At 70.3% G+C, this 15,644-nt stretch carries 15 protein-coding genes; 3 read left to right on the top strand and 12 right to left on the bottom strand.

The genetic code is table 11. The features are described from left to right. Positions 1 to 187: 187 nt before the first annotated feature. Complete coding sequence (locus OG595_RS43300; protein ID WP_329283617.1) at positions 188 to 1,126, top strand: L,D-transpeptidase; 939 nt, start codon at positions 188 to 190, stop codon at positions 1,124 to 1,126. Positions 1,127 to 1,312: 186 nt separating this feature from the next. Here the strand turns inward: OG595_RS43300 and OG595_RS43295 are convergent, their stop codons facing one another. The 3 genes from OG595_RS43295 to OG595_RS43285 all read right to left on the bottom strand — a co-directional run bounded on the left by OG595_RS43295 (position 1,313) and on the right by OG595_RS43285 (position 4,286). Beyond that, on the bottom strand, positions 1,313 to 3,013 hold the full coding sequence (locus OG595_RS43295; protein ID WP_329282094.1) for an alpha-amylase family protein: 1,701 nt from the start codon (positions 3,011 to 3,013) through the stop codon (positions 1,313 to 1,315). Continuing rightward, positions 3,004 to 4,008, bottom strand: coding sequence for a TIGR03885 family FMN-dependent LLM class oxidoreductase (locus OG595_RS43290; protein ID WP_329282092.1), 1,005 nt, complete (start codon positions 4,006 to 4,008; stop codon positions 3,004 to 3,006). The genes OG595_RS43295 and OG595_RS43290 overlap by 10 nt, the downstream gene beginning before the upstream one ends. 101 nt (positions 4,009 to 4,109) lie before the next feature. Beyond that, the gene (locus OG595_RS43285) at positions 4,110 to 4,286 is read right to left on the bottom strand and encodes a CsbD family protein (protein WP_164316594.1); all 177 of its coding nucleotides are present in this window, start codon (positions 4,284 to 4,286) and stop codon (positions 4,110 to 4,112) included. A gap of 146 nt (positions 4,287 to 4,432) precedes the next feature. On the opposite strand from OG595_RS43285, the gene OG595_RS43280 reads away from it, so the two are divergent. Next, complete coding sequence (locus OG595_RS43280) at positions 4,433 to 4,681, top strand: hypothetical protein (protein WP_329282088.1); 249 nt, start codon at positions 4,433 to 4,435, stop codon at positions 4,679 to 4,681. A 97-nt stretch (positions 4,682 to 4,778) separates the two neighbouring features. On the opposite strand, the gene OG595_RS43275 is transcribed toward OG595_RS43280, so the two are convergent. The 9 genes from OG595_RS43275 to OG595_RS43235 form a co-directional block, all read right to left on the bottom strand. Next, on the bottom strand, positions 4,779 to 5,921 hold the full coding sequence (locus OG595_RS43275; RefSeq protein WP_329282086.1) for an XdhC/CoxI family protein: 1,143 nt from the start codon (positions 5,919 to 5,921) through the stop codon (positions 4,779 to 4,781). A 176-nt stretch (positions 5,922 to 6,097) separates the two neighbouring features. Beyond that, positions 6,098 to 8,293: a xanthine dehydrogenase family protein molybdopterin-binding subunit gene (locus OG595_RS43270; protein WP_329282084.1), complete on the bottom strand. Its 2,196-nt coding sequence runs from the start codon at positions 8,291 to 8,293 to the stop codon at positions 6,098 to 6,100. Continuing rightward, complete coding sequence (locus tag OG595_RS43265; protein WP_329282082.1) at positions 8,290 to 9,270, bottom strand: FAD binding domain-containing protein; 981 nt, start codon at positions 9,268 to 9,270, stop codon at positions 8,290 to 8,292. Before OG595_RS43265 ends, OG595_RS43270 begins: the two co-directional genes overlap by 4 nt. A gap of 12 nt (positions 9,271 to 9,282) precedes the next feature. Beyond that, on the bottom strand, positions 9,283 to 9,933 hold the full coding sequence (locus tag OG595_RS43260) for a (2Fe-2S)-binding protein (protein ID WP_329282080.1): 651 nt from the start codon (positions 9,931 to 9,933) through the stop codon (positions 9,283 to 9,285). Positions 9,934 to 10,213: 280 nt separating this feature from the next. Then, positions 10,214 to 10,489 carry a hypothetical protein gene (locus OG595_RS43255; protein WP_329282078.1) on the bottom strand — a complete coding sequence of 92 codons (276 nt, stop codon included), beginning with the start codon at positions 10,487 to 10,489 and terminating at the stop codon, positions 10,214 to 10,216. A 198-nt stretch (positions 10,490 to 10,687) separates the two neighbouring features. Then, a complete protein-coding gene (locus OG595_RS43250) occupies positions 10,688 to 11,944 on the bottom strand; it encodes an MFS transporter (protein WP_329282076.1) in 1,257 nt (418 codons plus the stop codon). 180 nt (positions 11,945 to 12,124) lie between these two features. Continuing rightward, entirely contained in the window at positions 12,125 to 12,472 is a 348-nt protein-coding gene (locus OG595_RS43245) for a cyclophilin-like fold protein (RefSeq protein WP_329282073.1), read from the bottom strand. A gap of 182 nt (positions 12,473 to 12,654) precedes the next feature. Further along, positions 12,655 to 13,338, bottom strand: a complete 684-nt coding sequence (locus OG595_RS43240; protein WP_329282071.1) for an SDR family NAD(P)-dependent oxidoreductase — start codon at positions 13,336 to 13,338, stop codon at positions 12,655 to 12,657. Positions 13,339 to 13,430: 92 nt separating this feature from the next. After that, positions 13,431 to 14,447 (bottom strand): zinc-dependent alcohol dehydrogenase family protein, encoded by a 1,017-nt coding sequence (locus OG595_RS43235; protein WP_329282070.1) that lies wholly within the window; start codon positions 14,445 to 14,447, stop codon positions 13,431 to 13,433. Between the two features lie 172 nt (positions 14,448 to 14,619). Here OG595_RS43235 and OG595_RS43230 point away from each other — a divergent pair, with 172 nt between their 5' ends. Beyond that, the gene (locus tag OG595_RS43230; protein WP_329282068.1) at positions 14,620 to 15,501 is read left to right on the top strand and encodes a helix-turn-helix domain-containing protein; all 882 of its coding nucleotides are present in this window, start codon (positions 14,620 to 14,622) and stop codon (positions 15,499 to 15,501) included. Positions 15,502 to 15,644 lie beyond the last annotated feature (143 nt).

Here is a 15,644-nt window from a genome sequence, read left to right as displayed (position 1 = left end):
CCGGGTCGGCTCCGCCTGGAACAGGACACCGAGGTTTGAGACACGCTTTACGCGGCATACGCAACTGCGGTCCACCCCGTCGCTGTCTCACAGTGCGTCGGGTCCATAAGGGCCGAGAGGCTAGAGAGCGGGGCAGGTCGTGCGACGGCGCAAGGGCAGCATAGGGATCGCACTCGTCACGGGCGTGATGCTGGTGGGCGCCAGTGCCTGCGGCGGGGGCGGCAGTGACAAGGCGAGCGGCAACGACGCCAAGGCGTCGGGAAACCCCAAGGCAAGCTCGTCGCCATCACCCACGAAGCCCGCGGGCCCACCGATGCTGCTGGAGACGATCACCCCACAGACGGGAACCACGGTAGGCGTGGCCATGCCGATCTCGGTGGTCTTCACGAATCCCGTGGCCGCCTCGGCGCGGGCCACGGTCGAGAAGCACATGAAGGTGAGCGCCTCGCAACCGGTGGCCGGCGCCTGGCACTGGTTCGGCGACCAGCGTGCCGACTGGCGCCCGAAGACGTACTGGCCCTCCGGCACGACAGTGAAGATCGACGCCGACATGAAGGGCGTCAGCAACGGCAACGGACGTTTCGGCGTGCACGGCTACACGCACACCTTCAAGATCGGTGACGACGTGCGCGCGGACGTCTCCGTGACCGGGCACACCATGAAAGTGACCCGGAACGGATCTCCGGTGCGCACTCTGTCGATCAACGCGGGCAGCGCCGAGTACCCGACGTGGAACGGCACGATGGCCGTCATCGACAAGCAGGAGAAGGTCCACATGACCTCCTGCAGCGTCGGAATCAGCTGCGACAAGGGCAGCCCCGACTACTACGACCTGACGCTGCCCTGGGACGTCCACCTGACTCAGTCCGGGACCTACGTGCACTACTCGACCGGCGACCCGAACCCGGGCACTGGCAGCGCCCGCGGCTCACACGGCTGCGTCCACCTGTCCATGTCGGACGCCAAGTGGTTCTACGACCAGGTCAAGCAGGGCGATCCCATCACCGTCACCGGCTCACCCCGCGCCAAGGCCTCGGCGGACAACGGCTACGCGGACTTCAACCTGAGCTGGGACCAGTGGCTCGCGGGCAGCGGCGCCGGGGAGGGCACGACCGCGACGCTGTGACGCGCCGCCGTGGCGAGGAGTGCCTACGGTGATCGCGACGCCGGCAGGGACCGGTTGCAACCCGGGAGGCTAGGTCGGCAGCCGATCGTGGATCCATGGCCACGGAGATCGTCACCCCGGTGATCCGGGTCAGGGGCCGGCCCCTGACCCGGATCACCGGCCCGGTCCACCGGCCATGCCGGGTTCTCAGCCTGCGGCAACCCGCTCCGGATCGTCGGCCGGGGTACCGACGCGCAACCACCGGTAACCGTAGGCGGGCAGTTCGACGAGGAGCCGACCGTCGCCGGACACCGTGAGACCGGCGTGGTCCTCGGCGAGGAGGTCGGTCAGCCTGTCACCGGATTCGGTCTCCGGGAGCCGCAGTCGCACGGTGAGGGGACGGCCCGCGAAGTTGTGCAGGGCCAGGATCCTCCCGTCCGAGGTGCGGCTGACGTGCGCCAGCACAGCGGGTTCCCCCGTCTCCACGAGGTGGTATTCGCCCCAGGCCAACTCGGGAGCCTCCCGGTAGCGCTCGACGAACAGCCGTATGCGGCTCAGCAGTGAACCGGGATCGCGGCTCTGCTCGTACACGTTCACCTTCCGGGGTCCGAACTCGCCGTCCGCCAGCGGGTTGGGGAACGTGTCCGGCCGGGCGGTGGAGTAGCCGGCGCCTTCCTGCGGGGTCCACTGCATGGGGGTGCGTACGGCCTGGCGGCCCTCGGCGGCCAGGTTCTCACCCATGCCGATCTCCTCGCCGTAGAAGAGCACGGGGGTGCCGGGCAGAGTGAACAGCAGACTGTAGGCGAGTTCGATGCGGCGCCGGTCACCGCCGACCATGGGGGGCAGCCTGCGGCGCAGTCCCCGGTCGTACAACTGCATGTCCTTGTCGGGGCCGAAGGCGGCGAAGACCTCGGCGCGTTCGTCGTCGCTGAGTTTGTCGAGGGTGAGTTCGTCGTGGTTGCGTACGAACGTGGCCCAGTGGGCGTCGCGCGGGGCAGCGGGCCGGTCGCGCAGCGAGGCGGCCAGCGGCCCCGCCTCCTCGCGCGCCATGGAGAGGTACATCTGCTGCATGCCGACGAAGTCGAAGCACATGGTGAGTTCGTCTCCGCGGTCCGAATCGGGGTCTCCGAAGAACCGGGCGAGGTCGCCGTAGGGCAGGTTCACCTCGCCGAGCAGTATCGACTCGCCGTTGCGGCGGCCGAGGAAGGCTCGCAGGTCCGCGAGGTAGGCGTGCGGGTCGGGCAGGGCGTCGGCGTCGTCCTGCCCGGCCGTCTCCAGCAGGAAGGGCACGGCGTCGACCCGGAACCCGGACAGTCCGAGCTGCGTCCAGAAGCCCATGACGCGGGCTATCTCGTCCCGCACCTCGGGGTTGGCGACGTTGAGGTCGGGCTGCTGCTTGTAGAAGCGGTGCAGGTAGTACTGGCCGCTGCCCTCGTCGTACTCCCACAGGCTGTCCTCCGCGTCGGGGAAGACCACGCCCTCGGGGCCGTCCTCGGGAGGCTCGTCCTGCCAGACGTACCAGTCGCGGTGGGCGGAGTCCCGGCCGGAGCGGGCGTCCTGGAACCAGGGGTGGTCCTCGGAGGTGTGGTTGACCACGAGGTCGGCGATCACGCGGATGCCGCGGTCCTTGGCCGTGCGGACGAACTCGGTGAAGTCACCGAGGGTGCCCAGGCGGGGATCGACACCGTAGAAGTCGGTGATGTCGTATCCGTCGTCGCGTTCGCGCGTCGGGTAGAAGGGCATCAGCCACACGCATGTCACGCCGAGGCGCACCAGATGGTCGATGCGCTGGGTGAGGCCCGCGAAGTCGCCGATCCCGTCACCGTTGCCGTCCTGGTAGGTCTCGACGTCGAGGCAGTACACCACCGCGTTCTTCCACCACAGGTCGGATGTGCGGGTCAGACGCATCGGTACTCCTTCGCCGTGGCGGGAATCGGGCGGGTGACGTCGAGCTGGGGCAGTACCTCGGCCCCGAACGTGTCGATGAACGAGGCCTGTTCACGGCCGACGTGGTGAAGCATCACCGTGTCGAACCCGAGGTCGGCGTACTCCTGGAGCCAGGCGGTGTGCCGACCGAGGTCGGACGAGACGTTGACCGTGCCCGCCACCTGTTCGGGCGTGATGTGCTCGCTGACGATGTCGAACAGTTCCACGGAGTCGAGGTCCCAGCTGACCGGGGGTGTGTGCACGTTGGTGCGCCACTGGTCGTGGGCCAGCGCCAGGGCCTCGTCCTCGTCGGGCGCCCAGCTCAGGTGCACCTGGAGGTGCAGGGGGCCGCGACCGCCCGCGTCGCGGTAGGCGTCGGTGATCTCGCGGAGCCGTTCCGGCGGGGCGCTGACCGTGATGAGGCCGTCCGCCCACTCGGCGCACCGGGCGGCGGTGGCGGTGCTGCACGCGGCTCCGAGGAGCGGCGGTACGTCGGGCGGCAGGGTCCACAGCCGGGCCCGGTCCACGGTCACCAGTCCGTCGTGGCTGACCTCCTCCCCCGCGAGCAGTGCGCGGATGATGTCGACGCATTCCCTCAGGCGTGCGTCACGCAGGTCCTTGCGCGGCCAGGGGGCGCCTGTGATGTGCTCGTTGGAGGCCTCACCGCTGCCGAGCGCGGCCCAGAACCTGCCCGGGTACATGGACGCGAGGCCGGCGATCGCCTGGGCGATGATCGCGGGGTGGTAGCGCTGCCCCGGCGCGTTCACCACGCCGAACGGCATCCGGTCGGTGGCCTGGAGCGCGGCGCCGAGCCAGGACCAGGCGAATCCCGACTCTCCCTGACGGACGCTCCAGGGCGAGAAGTGGTCCGAGCACATGGCGGCGGTGAATCCCGCGCGTTCCGCGTGCACCACGGCGTCGAGCAGGTCCGCGGGCGGGATCTGTTCGTGCGAGGCGTGTAATCCGTAGACAGTCATGCCGCGTCGGGTACCCACACGATTGATCCTCAGCAATGACACCACAGCGCTGATCCCGGCAGTCCACTCAGGGCGGGCTGCCGGGATCAGTGGGAGTGCGCCTACTTGGGCTTGATCGCGTCCTTGGCCTTCTCCTTGGCGGCACGCAGGTCTCCCTTGGTCTCCTCGGCCTCTCCCTTGGCCTTCAGAGACTCGTTGCCCACGGCACCGCCGACCACCTTCTTGACCTTGCCCTTGGCCTGCTCGCCCTTGGCCTTGCCCTTTTCGTCGGCAGCCACAGTCACTCACTCCTGTCTCGTTCGAAGGAACCTTCCTCCCCCCGTGTCGCCTGAGATTCCTCTCTCAAACGAGTCTTCGGGCTCATAAAATTCGTATAAGCCCGCGGGGCGGAGTCGTGCTGCGTTCCTTCTCCGGGAGTCCGCGCGTGCAGCTCGCCGACAGCGGCATGCAGATGATCGAGGTGATCCCGCCGGGCGTGCGCACCACACTCCTCGGCCAGCAGGGCGACGAGAGGTCCATGCCGCTGGAGGACTGCCTCACCGAGACCGTGGACCTTTTGCGGGAGCAGCCCGACGCCGGGGAGACCGTCGGCGAGCATGCCAGGTGCTTTCGCGACGCGGCGGCGAACGGTACCTGCGGCCAAGTCCTTGCCATGCTCGGCGGCCACCGCTGAGCGGCACCCGGTGCTTGCCCGACGGACTGATGAAGGCGACAGGTTTCCGACGGACGTCCGGGCACAACCCGGGCTCGATGTGAAACGAGTGCAGAGGTCATGATCGAGCCTGCCGTTGGCTCGTCGACCTCGGCGGCCGGTGGATCGGGCCGGTGATCCGGGTCAGGGACCGGCCCGTGCCCTGGTTGGCCTGGGCGATGATCTCCGCGGTGATGGAAACGGCGGTCTCCTCGGGCGTGCGGGCTCCGAGGTCGAGGCCGATCGGGGAACGCAGCCGCACCAACCGGTCTTCCGTGACGCCCTGCTCGCGCAGGAGCCGCAGACGCTCGTCGTGGGTACGCCGGGAGCCCATGGCCCCCACGTAGGCCACGGGCAGGACGAGGGCGAGCTGGAGCAGCGGGATGTCGAATTTGGCGTCGTGGGTGAGGACGCAGACGACGGTGCGGGAGTCCACGGCCGACCGTGACAGGTATCGGTGGGGCCAGTCGACGACGACCTCGTCGGCGTACGGGAAGCGGGCGGGCGTGGCGAAGACGGGACGGACGTCGCAGACGGTGACGTGGTAGCCGAGGAAGCGGCCGGCCTGGCTGAGGGCGGCGGCGAAGTCGACGGCTCCGAAGATCAGCATGCGGGGGCGGGACGCGTGGACGTGGACGAGCACGGTCGTCGGTTCGGGGCAGCCGTCCCCGTTCCCGCCGACCGTGACACGGGTGGTGCGCCCGGCCCGCAGCGAAGCCCGCGCCTCCTCGGCCACAAGCTTCTCCGTCGGCCCGCCGTCCAGGGTGCCGTAGGTGACGCCGTCGGCGGCGCGAACGCTCAGGGTGGAGCCGATGAGCTCGCCGGGGCCGGCCACCACCTGGGCCACGGCAGCGGGTCGGCCCTCCACGACGTCGGCGAGGGCGTCGGTGAGATGCGGTTGGACCGCGGGATCGATCCGTTGGACGAGGACGTCGAGTTCGCCGCCGCAGGTAAGTCCTACGGCGAAGGCGTCGTCGTCGGAGTACCCGAACCAGGCGCGTCGCGGGGCGCCCTGCTCGCTGAGCACCTGTCGGCACAGTTCGTAGACCGCGCCCTCGACGCAGCCGCCGGAGATGCTGCCGACCGCGTTTCCGTCCTCGTCCACGGCCACCGACGTACCGACCGGCAGCGGTGCGCTGCCGGTGACGTCGACGACGGTGGCCAGGGCGAAGGGGCGTGCCTCGCGGCACCAAAGGTGCAGTGTGTCCGCGATGTTCAGCATGAACGGGTCCTTCGGGGCAAGGGAGGAGGGGCCGCCACCGCGCCGCGGGGGAGCGTCGTCACGCGGCGGCGGCCCTGGAAGGTCCGGCGGCCGGACGGGGGAACCGGCTCCCGGACGAGGAGGCAACGCCCGGGCCGCTGCCGCTGGGCAGCTGCGCAGCGGCCCGGGCACTCGGCTCAGAGCAACGCCTCGGTGGTGATGGGCAGTTGGCGGACCCGACGGCCGGTGGCGTTGAACACCGCGTTGCCTATCGCGGCCGCCACACCCACCTGGACGACCTCGCCGAGCCCCTTCACCCCCAGCGCGTTGCCCGCGTTGTCCTCGCCGTCCAGGTAGATCGCCCGGACCTCGGGGACGTCGGCGTTCACGGGCACCAGGTAGTCGGCGAGGTTGGCGTTGACGATCCGCCCGTCGCGGTGGTCGGTGACCGTGTGCTCAAGCAGCGCCGTGCCGATGCCGCCCACGATGCCGCCGAACGCCTGGCTCTCGGCCAGCTTGGGGCTGATGATGCGGCCGGCGTCGTACACACCGAGCATCCGCCGCACCCGTACCAGCCCCAGCGTCGCGTCCACCGCGACCTCGGCGAAGGTCGCGTTGTAGGCGTGGTAGGACTCCCGTTCGGGAGTCGGCGGCCCGGTGTAGTTGCCGTCTGCTTCCAGGTGGGAGCGGTGGTGGCGGGCCAGCAGACTGCGGTACGTCTCACCCCGCGCCGGAGTGTCCCGCGCATGCAGCCGCCCGTTGCGCACGACGACCTCACCGGCCGGTACTCCGTACAGCGGCGACCGCTCGTCCTCGACGGCCAGCTCGATCGCCTGCTGCCGCACCTGGTCGCAGGCGTCGACGACGGCGGAACCGACGCTGGCCATGGTCGCCGAACCGCCGTGCGGACCGGTCGGCGGATACAAGGAGTCGCCGAGCCGGAAGGTCACCGTGCGCATGGTCAGCCCGAGCGCGTCGGCGGCCACCTGGGTCTGGGAGGTGTAGGTGCCCGGCCCCATGTCACTGGTGGCCGCCTCGACCACGGCGGTCCCGTCGGCGTCGAGACGGGCCCGGGCCTGGGCGGGGAAACGCCCGGGATCGTAGACGCCGGCCGCCATTCCCAGGCCGACCAGCCAGTTCCCGTCACGCGTCGCACGGGGCCTGGGGTTACGGCGGTCCCAGCCGAACTCCCGGGCACCGACCGTGTAGCACTCACGCAGTCGCCGGGTGGAGAACGGCAGGTTCCTCGACTCGTCCTTGGACGGCTCGTTGCGTCGGCGCAGCTCGATCGGGTCGATGCCGAGCCGGTGGGCGAGCTCGTCCATCGCCGACTCGATCACGAACGACGCCGATGCGAAGCCGGGGCCGCGCATCCAGATCGGTGTGTTCACATCCAGCGGCACCTGCCGGTACGCCTGCCTGACGTTCGGCGTGCTGTAGAGCATCTGCCCCGCGCCCATGACGGCCTCGGTGAACGTCTCGTACGAGGAGGTCTCGGCGTCGATGTCGTGGATCGCGGCGGTCAGCCGGCCGCGCCGGTCGCTGCCGAGGCGCAGCCGGTACTCGTACGACGGCCGGAAGCCGGTCCCGAAGTACATCTGCCTGCGGCTCAGCACCAGCTTCACCGGACGGCCTGTCTCCCGGGCGGCCAGGGCGGCGACGATCGTGTGCGGCCAGCAGCGCAGCCCGCTGCCGAAGCCGCCGCCGACGAACGGGGAGACGACCCGCACCGCGTCCGCCGACAGGCCGAACACGGCGGCGATCTCGTCACGGGTGCCCATCACCCACTGGGTCTTGTCCCAGACGGTGACCTTGCCGCCGTCCCAACGGGCGATCGTGGCGTGCGGCTCCATCGGGTTGTGATGGTTGCGCGCCAACTGGTACGTCACGTCCAGGCGTTCGGCCGCGCCGCGCAGCCCGGCATCCGCGTCGCCGCGCGCGTAGTCCGTGGGTTCGCCCGGTGCCGCCTCGTCCAGGTCGGTCGAGGACTGTTCGACGTCGTACTCGACCCTGACCAGGCTCGCACCGTGCTGGGCGGCCTCCAGTGTGGTGGCGACGACGACGGCGACCGGCTGGCCGTGGAAGAGCACCCGGTCGTCCTGGAACACCCGCACTCTGCGTCCGGGCGGGTTGTTGGAGCCGGCGTTGTCGCGGTACGGCAGCTTCGGCGCGTTGCGGTGGCTGATCACCCGCAGGACGCCGGGGTGCTTGTCGGCGTCACGGGTGTCGATGGAGGCGACGCGGCCGCGGCCGATGCTCGCGTCGACGATGACGGCGTGCACTGCTCCGTCGATGTCGTGCTCGGCGGCGTACAGCGCCTTGCCGGTGACCTTCAGCCGGCCGTCCACCCGGGACAGCGGCGCACCCACGGCTGACTGCGGCTGGGGGCTCACTTGGTACCTCCTACGATGCGCAGCTGCCGCTCGACGGTCCGCTTGAGCAGCTCGATCTTGAAACGGTTGTGCTGAAGGGGGCGAACGCCGTCCGCGGCGTGTTCCGCGGCCTCGGCCCACAGTGCCTCCGAGGGGCGTTCCCCGAGAAGGCGCTGTTCGACGGCGGGCAGCTTCCACGGCACGGTGCCCACCCCGCCGGCGGCGACCTTCGCCTCCCGGACCACCCCGCCGCGCACCTGCAGTGCCACAGCCGCCGACGTCAGGGCGAACTCGTAGGACTGCCGGTCGCGCACCTTCAGGTAGCCGGATTTCAGCGGGCGCGGCAGCGCGGGAACCTCCACCGCCGTAATCAACTCACCCTGCCGGAGAGCGTGTTCGCGGTTGGGGGTGTCGCCGGGCTTGAGGAGGAAGTCCGCGAAGGGGACACGGCGTTCCCTGTCCGGGCCCAGCAGGTGCACGGTCGCCTCCAGCGCGGCGAAGGCCACGGCGGCGTCGGAGGGATGGGTGGCCACACAGGAGTCGGAGGTACCGAGGACGGCGTGCGTGCGGTTGTGGCCGTGCAGCGCGGCACAACCGGAGCCGGGCTCGCGCTTGTTGCAGTCGGCGGTGACGTCGCGGAAGTAGGTGCAGCGGGTGCGCTGCATGATGTTGCCGCCGATGGTGGCCATGTTTCGCAGCTGGGCGGACGCGCTCAGCTCCAGCGCCTGGGAGATGACGGGGTACAGCGCGCGCACCTTGGGGTGGGCGGCGGCCTCGGCCATGGTCACCAGCGCGCCGATGCGCAAGCCACCGTGCTCGGTGACCCTGACGTCGCGCATCGGCAGGTCACTGATGTCGACCAGGGTCCCGGGACGCTCGACGGTCTCGCGCATCAGGTCGACGAGGGTGGTGCCGCCTGCGATGTATCGGCCGCCGTGGCGGCCCGCGTTGAGGGCCTCACGGGTGTCCGCGGCCTTCGTGAAGGAGAAGGGATGCATGTCAGCGGTTCCTCACTTCCGGCCGGCGGTCTGCTCGACCGCGCGCACGATTTTGACGTAGCAGCCGCAGCGGCAGATGTTGCCGCTCATCCACTCCCGGATCTCCTCCGGCGAACCGGTGTGCCCCTCCTTGAGGCAGCCCACCCCCGACATGATCTGGCCGGGGGTGCAGTAGCCGCACTGGAAGGCGTCCTCGTCGACGAACGCCTGCTGAAGCGGGTGCAGTTGGTCGCCGTCGGCCAGGCCCTCGATCGTGGTGACCTCTGCGCCCTCCAGCCGAACGGCCAGCGTCAGGCAGGAGTTGACGCGTTGCCCGTCGACCAGGACCGTGCACGCCCCGCAGGCCCCGGCGTTACAGCCTTTCTTCGAGCCGGTCAGCCCGAGATGCTCGCGCAGCAGGTCCAGAAGAGATGTGCGGTTGTCGACCGTCACGGTCCGGCGGGTGCCGTTGACCGTCAGCGAGACCCGGCTGGACGGCGGTCCCTCAGCGCCAGTTGCCTCCTCCGGGGCTGCGAGGGAGGACCCTCCGATCACTCCTGCCGCGACGACAGCGCCACCGACTGCGGTACTGGTGGCGATGAAGGTGCGCCGACTGGGCGCCGGGGAGGGTTCGCCGGCTCCGGTGGGAGGTGGAACGGCGGACTCAGAGAGTTCAGTGGACATACGTACGCCTTCGTATCGCGGACGGATCGGCCGTACAGACGGCGGGACGAGAGAGTGGATCGTCGTCACCGCGGGGAACCGGGCAACCACGCGCTTCGGCGGCGGCGGCTGGTCACCTCGGGAGTCTTGCACCACCGGCAACACTCGTGGCAGGGAGACTTTCCTCCCCCTTTACACTCCGTCAGGAGCGGACGTTCTGGCGTCCTGGGTGAGCGCGGGGCGCGGACCGAACGGCCGGGCTACTGGTCGCGGGTGCGGGGGGCGTTGTACTGCTGGTCGGTCACCGGTTCGGCCCAGATGGTCTCGGGGCGCCGTCGCCGCTGCCCTCCCACATGGCGATGCCGGAAACGATGCGCAGGCTCTGGCCCAGGGCGTGGGCGTGGGCGTGGGCGTGGGCGTGCCAGTTGGTGCGAGCGCCCGGTGCGCAGCGGACCAGGTTGACGCGCATCCGGGACGGCTCCTGGCCGGCCACGATGACGTCCCACCACCCGTCGCCGGTGAACCAGTCCGCCTCCTGCTTCTCCTTGGTCCGTGGGCTGTCCCCTGCGGGCGACATGACCGCTGTCGAGGGGGAGGGCGATGCCGACGACACGAGCGCGGGCGAAGGCGGTAGCGCGGCCGGAGCCGGCTCCGGTCACGAAGGCCGCTTTCCCGGTGAAGCCCGTGTTGCTCACAGCCATGTGATGAACGGCGTCCTCTCGCTTGCTGGTACGTCGTCAGGTTCGTATCGGCAATGCGCGGATCCGGGCTTGGGTCAGTACCGCGAGGACACCTGCGCGGGTTCGTCGCCTCCTACGCGCGTGGGAGCGCGGCGCTGGGCCACGATCCGGCCCTTGCGGGAAGGGCCGTGGACGGCGAGGGCGGTCAGTGGGAGGAGGGTGAGGGCGGCGACGACGGTGCCGACCAGGGGCGGGCCGGTCAGGCCGAGGGAGGAGTTGAGTGCCGTGCCGGCGAGCGCCGAACCGGCGGCGACACCGACGTTGAAGGCGGAGGTGGTCAGCGCCGAGGTGAGGGTGGGCGCGTCGCCCGCGAAACGCATGGCGAGGGCGGTGACGACCGGGTTGACGGTGAATCCGGTGAGGCCCATGAGGAAGACCAGGAGGGTTGCCGTCACCGGGTTGCCGGACAGCGGGATCATCAGGAACAGCACCAGTGAGGTGGCCGCGGCTGCCGTGATGGTGGTGACCATCGGTCGGCGGTCGCCCAGGCGGCCTCCGACGGTGGTGCCGCCCAGGGCGCCGACGCCGAACGCGATGAGGACGAGCGGGACGGCACCCGCGGGGATGCCCGCGCGGTCGGTCAGCAGCGGGGTGATGTAGGTGTACGTCGCCAGCACACCGCCCATGATCAGCATCGCGGCGCCGAGCGCGAGCCACAGCCTGCCCTGCCGCAGAGCACGGACCTCGGCCCGGAGGGACACCTCGGCATGCTGCTCCTGGGCCGGGATGAAGCGGCCGATGCCAGCGGCGGCAAGGCCGGAGAGGACGGCCAGGGCCCAGAGGGGGCCGCGCCAGCCGGTGAACTGGCCGGCGAAGGAGCCGATCGGCACGCCGACGACGTTGGCCAGGGTCAGGCCCCCGATCATGACGCCCGTGGCGCGGGTGGCGTTACGTGGCCCGGCAGCGGTGGTGGCGACGACGAAGCCGACGGACCAGAACGCTCCGGTGGCCAGGGCCGTGACGACGCGGGCGATGAGAGCGACGGTGAAGGACGTGCTGAGCGCGGCGACGAGATGTCCGAGGCAGAACACGGTCAGGGCCAGGATCAGCGTCTGGCGCTGCGGAAGGCGCAGGGTCGCCATGGCCATGGCCGGTGCGCCGATGATCATGCCGATGGCGAAGGCGGTGATCAGCAGGCCGGCGTGGGAGACACTGACTCCGAGGTCACCGGCCAGTTCCGGCAGCAGGCCGGCGACGACGAACTCTGTGGTCCCCATCAGGAACGTGCCGGCGGCGAGCACCCAGACGACGAAGGGAAGCTTGCCGGGAGTGGTCCCGGATGCGGAAGGCATACCTGTGCTCTCTCCTTGCGTGGAAATCGGGGGATCAGGAGGGGCGGCCGGGGCCGTCGCGGCGGCCGGCGGACTGCCTGGCGACGCCCTGGACGCTGCCACGAACCGAACCGGACGAAAAGGGGAGGATCGCCTCCCCCCTTCTTGCGGGCACCCGTCAGGTGCGCGCGGTGGGGTGGATCAGGGCGCGGCTTCGATGGTGACGCGGTCGGCGGTGGCGAGCTGCTCGGTGCCGCCGTCGGCCATGTGCCCGAGGAGAACCAGGCCGGCCGCGTAGGGGGCGTCACGGTAGTAGGTGGCGAGCTGGTTCCAGGGCGCGTAGTACGCCAGGTCACCGACTGCGGGGTCGGCGCCTGCCGGGGCGCCGGAGGTGGACAGCTGGCGCGGCAGGTCGGCGATCTTCTCGGCCTCGTTGAGGTCGCGCAGCGACAGGGTCAGCGGGAGCTGGGCGGCGAAGTCGCGGGCGGTGGCGCTGTCGTTAAGGGTGGCGTCGATGTGGTGGCCGTTGAGCGTGAGACGGATGTTCATGGCGGTGGTCCCGCCGGTTGACGCGGTGACGGCCGGAGCTGCCGAAGCCGGCGGTGACGCGGGCGCAGAGGGGGAGGCGGACGAAGCGGACGCGGACGGGGAATCGCTGGTGCAGGCGGTCACGACCAGCAGCAGGGCGGCTGCCGGGACCACCCGGGCGGAAGCGCGAAGGGGTACCGGGTTCACGGGTTGTCCAGCGGCTGGTCGGGCAGGGGCTCGGCGTAGTGACGGAAGCCGTCGCGCTGCTGGTGGATGTCGTACAGCCGCTGCGCCAGCACCTCGGGACTGCTGTGTACGGCGTCGGGCCGGATGGCGCCCGGGACGATCAGCTGGGCGGCGTGGACGTTCTCTCCCGCGAGCGTGTCGTGCAGCATGCGGGCGTACGCGCTCTCGGCGGCGAACGCGATCGAAGTCCCGGCCACCTTCGGATTGGGGCGTACGGCGCTGGAGCCGTTGACGAACAGCAGGGTGCCGCGGCCGAGTTCGCGCATCCCGGGCAGGACGGCGTTCACGGCGGTGACGGCCCCTTTGACGGAGAAGGCGAGCGGGGCGTCGAGGTCGCCGGCGCCGGTGTCGAGGACCGGCTTCATGAAGTCGGCGCGCGGCACCGGGCTGTACTGGAGGATCTCGATGGGTCCGAGGGTTGCCGCGGCCGTGTACAGGGCAGCGGTCAGCGACTCGATGTCGAGGACGTCGGCGGTGAAGCCGCGGGCCCGGATGTTGTCGCGGGCCAGTTCGGCGGTCATCTCCTCCAGGCGCTCGGCGTTGCGGGCGATGAGGGCGACGGTGTGGCCGGCGGCTCCGAACCGGCGGGCGGTGGCGAGTCCGAGGCCGGGTCCCGCGCCGACGAGGGCGAAGGTCGTCATGGTGAATCCTTGGGTGAGTGAGCGGGCTTCCGGTCCGGGGGCGGGGCCGCCCCGCCCCCGGGCGCGGTCTCCGGGTATGGACGTCCTTGCTTTCAGGGCTTGAGGAGGGCCTTGATGGCACGGCGCTCGTCCATCGCCCTGTAGCCCTCGGCGACCTGGTCCAGCGGCAGGGTGAGGTCGAATACCCTGCCCGGGTTGATGCGGCCGGTCAGGACGCGGTCGATGAGGTCGGGCAGGTAGCGGCGTACGGGTGCGGGGCCGCCGCGCAGGCCGACGTGGGAGAAGAACAGCTCCTGGCCGTCGATCGCCACGTCATGCGGGACGCCGACGAAACCGACGTTGCCACCGGGCCGAGTGGAGTGGAGGGCCTGCCGCATGGACTCGGCGGTGCCGACGCACTCCAGGACGGAGTCGGCACCGATGCCGTCGGTGAGGTCCTTGACGCGGGCGATGCCTTCCTCGCCGCGCTCGGCGATGATGTCGGTGGCGCCGAACTCCAGGGCGAGCTTCTGCCGGGAGTCGTGGCGGCTCATGGCGATGATGCGTTCGGCCCCCAGCTCCTTGGCGGCGATGACACCGCACAGGCCGACCGCGCCGTCACCGACGACCACGGCCGTCGAGCCGGGCTTCACCTCGGCGGCGAGTGCGGCGTACCAGCCGGTGCCCATCACGTCGGAGACAGCGAGCAGGCCGGGAACGAACTCGGCGCCCGGGTGTTCGTGGGTGGCGACGAGCGTGCCGTGGGCGTTGGGGATACGGACGTAGTCGGCCTGGCAGGTGGACATGAACTCGCGGTGCAGACAGTTGGACTGCCAGCCGCGCAGGCAGTTGGCGCAGGTGTTGTCCGAGGTGGCGAAGGAGCCGACCACGAACTGGCCCGGCCTGACGTTGGTGACCTCGCTGCCGGTCTCCTCGACGATGCCGACGTACTCGTGCCCCATCGGGTGCGGATCACCGATGGGTTCCGCGCCGCGGTAGGGCCACAGGTCGGAGCCGCACACGCAGGTGGCGACCGTGCGGATCACCGCGTCCGTCGGCCGGAGGATCTTCGGCTCGTCGAGGTTCTCGAAGCGCACGTCGCCAGGGCCGTGGATGACTGCTCCGCGCATGGGGATACTTCCTTCGGTGCGAGAGTCGGTGAACCGCAGCCGGTGATCGCAATCGGCTGGTCGTTGTCGAGCCTCACACGCGAGGGCAGGCGCGAAAAGCGGAGAGGTTCATCCTGGGAGGGGAACATCCAGGGAGTAAATTCTCCCCCCTTCCCCTGGTGCGACCGGTGTCATGCTGGGAAGCATGACCGCCAACGTTCCCCTCAATGAGCTGGGAGAATTCCTCAAGAAGCGCCGCTCCGACTTGAGCCCACGCACAGTCGGACTGCCCGAGACCGGCACGCCTCGCCGGGTGGCCGGGCTGCGCCGCGAGGAGGTCGCCCAGCTCGCGAGCATCAGCACCGACTACTACACCCGGCTCGAACAGGGCCGCATGCAGGCATCGGCGCCCGTCCTGGACGTTCTCGCCCAGGTACTCCATCTGGACGACGACGAACGGGGCTACCTCTTCCAGCTCGCGGGCAAGACCACCACCCGCACCCGGCCGCGCAGCAGGCAGAAGGTCCAGCCGCAGCTGCAGCGCGTCCTGGACGACCTCACCGCCACCCCGGCCATCGTGCAGGGCCGCCGCGGCGACATCCTCGCCTGGAACGCGCTGGCCGCCGCACTGGTTACCGACTTCTCCCGGATCACGGAGAAGCACCGCAACTACCCGCGGATCGTCTTCACGGATCCGGCCATGCGCACCCTGTACGCGGACTGGAACACCTCCGCCCACATCGCCGTGGCACAGTTGCGGATGGAGGCCGCGAAGTATCCCGAGGATCCACGCCTGATCGAGCTCGTCGGTGAACTGTCCATGCGGGACGAGCAGTTCGCCCGGTGGTGGGGCGATCACCGAGTCGCCGCGCGCACGGTGGGCACGAAGACCCTCAACCATCCGGTCGTCGGCGAACTCGTCCTGGACTGGGACACGCTCACCGCCAACACCGATCCCGACCAGCACCTGACCGTCTGGACCGCCGTACCAGGCTCCCCCACCCATGAACGACTACGGATCCTCGCCTCCTGGGCCGCCGACCAGGACCTGCCGGCCTCCTCCGCCCTCAGCTGACCGCGACGGGCCGCATTGCGGGAGTGCCCGGTGGTCCGTGCAGGTGGCCTGTGACAGCGGCGGACCCGTGACCTGGTCGGTGTGGGCGGTGATGTCCGCGGGGTTGGACTTTTCCGACTCCTCGGGTGCGCGCGGAGCGGGCG

This window comes from Streptomyces sp. NBC_01451 (genome assembly GCF_036227485.1).
Lineage (GTDB): Bacteria > Actinomycetota > Actinomycetes > Streptomycetales > Streptomycetaceae > Streptomyces.
The sequence above is the reverse complement of the archived record's forward strand: the minus strand, read 5'-3'. Positions and strand labels throughout refer to the sequence as shown.